Source organism: Gemelliphila asaccharolytica (assembly GCF_001553005.1).
GTDB lineage: Bacteria > Bacillota > Bacilli > Staphylococcales > Gemellaceae > Gemelliphila > Gemelliphila asaccharolytica.
Map to the genome: position 1 here is coordinate 20,522 of NZ_KQ959906.1, position 1,853 is coordinate 22,374.

Annotated in this window: 2 protein-coding genes; both read left to right on the forward strand. The window is 26.1% G+C overall.

Annotation, left to right across the window (positions count from 1 at the left end):
- Window positions 1-697 (forward strand): DUF819 family protein (locus tag HMPREF1871_RS06130; RefSeq protein WP_157058079.1); only part of this gene is annotated, 697 nt, incomplete at its 5' end.
- Between the two features lie 160 nt (window positions 698-857).
- A partial coding sequence (locus HMPREF1871_RS05455) for a DUF819 family protein (RefSeq protein WP_066130966.1) occupies window positions 858-1,853 on the forward strand: 996 nt, incomplete at its 3' end.

Below are 1,853 nucleotides of genomic sequence, written 5' to 3' on the forward strand. Positions count from 1 at the left end.
TTCTGCTGCTACTGTAAGTGATAATTTACTTATGGTTATTTACTTTTTAATATTAATATCAATTCCTAGTTCAATGTTTTTCAAAAAACATTTTAAATCAGCTTATAATCATGAAAGTCAAAATCAAATAAAAAATACTACTACTGGCGTTAAAACATCTGTAAAAGATTTTGCCTTTGCTTTTGCTAGTTCTAGTATAATTGTTGCTATAAGTTTTACTTTAGCTAAATACTTAGCTAAACTTGGAGATGGAATTTTTATTAATTTTATTTCTAATAAATATTTAGTTTTAGCAACAGTGAGTGTTATTTTAACAAGTATTTTCCCTAAATTTTTCCAAAATATTACTTCTAGTAATGAGCTTGGTACTTTCTTAATCTATATTTTCTTTGTTGTTATTGGAGTACCAGCTTCTATTAGTTCTATTATTGAAAAATCACCACTTCTTTTAGTTTTCTGTGCTATTATGGTGTTTTCTAATATGCTTATTACTTTTTTAGGTGCTAAGGTATTTAACTTTACTTTGGAAGAAGCTATTATTGCTTCTAATGCAAATATTGGAGGTCCTACTACTGCAGTTGCTATGGCTACTTCTAAAGGGTGGAGCAAATATGTTGCTCCTGCTATGCTTGTAGGTACTTTGGGATATATTATTGGAACATATTTTGGAATATTTCTTGGGCAATTTTTATCTTAGATTTTAATTAAATTACACAAAATAATCTATTATCATACTTATTTTTATTATTAAATAAGTTTTGATAATAGATTTTTTATTTTTCAAGTCTTTTTTCTTAGATTTTTTTTATAACTATAGTATAATTACTCAATATTTACTTATTTTGGGGGTGGATTTTTTGAAAGAGATTTGGATTATTATAAGTTTTATTTTTTTTATTGTATTTATTAGTATTTTTTTAGAAGAAAATTATAAATGGGCAAAAAGTATAACTGGTGCTATTATTTCACTTTTATTAGCTACTATTTTTAGTAATTTAAAATTAATTCCTCATAGTTCTATTGTGTATGATAATATTTTTGATTATGTTGTTCCTATGTCGATTACTTTACTTTTGTTTAATTGTAATTTAAAGCAGATTTACAAAGAAAGTGGCAGGCTCTTGATTTTATTTTTAATCAGTTCTTTAGGGAGCGTTTTGGGGGCTTTTTTGGGGTATGTTCTTCTTAGGGATAATATTCCCATTTTAGCAAGTATCGCTGGTCTTATGACTGCGTCCTATGTTGGGGGTAGCGTTAATTTTGTTGCTGTAGGAAGTGCTTTTAATATCCCTGCAGGGGTTGTTTCTGCTGCTACTGTAAGTGATAATTTACTGATGATTCCTTATTTTTTAATTTTAATTTCTATTCCTAGTGCTAAATTTTTTAAAAAGAATTTCTTATTAAATCATGCTAACAGTAGTGAGGAGGAGAGGAAATTTTCTTTAATTAGTAATAATAAAAGTTTTGCTATTTCCTTGAAAGATTTTGCACTATCTTTTAGTGTTTCTAGCATTATTGTTACTATTAGTTTTACCCTAGCTGATTTTTTAAAGAACTTTTTTAGAGGGAATTTTGTTAATATTTTTTCTAATAAGTATTTAGTTCTTGCTACTGTCACTATAATTTTTACAACTATTTTTAGTGAGTTTTTTAAAAATATTAAATCTAGTAATATGCTTGGTACTTTTTTAATTTATGTTTTCTTTACTGTAATGGGTAGTCAAGCTTCTATAGTTTCTATTTTAGAAAATTCTCCTCTTATTTTCTTATTTTGCTTAATTATTGTTAGTGTTAATATGTTTATTACTTTTTTGGGTGCTAAAGTATTTAACTTTACTTTGGAAGAAGCTATT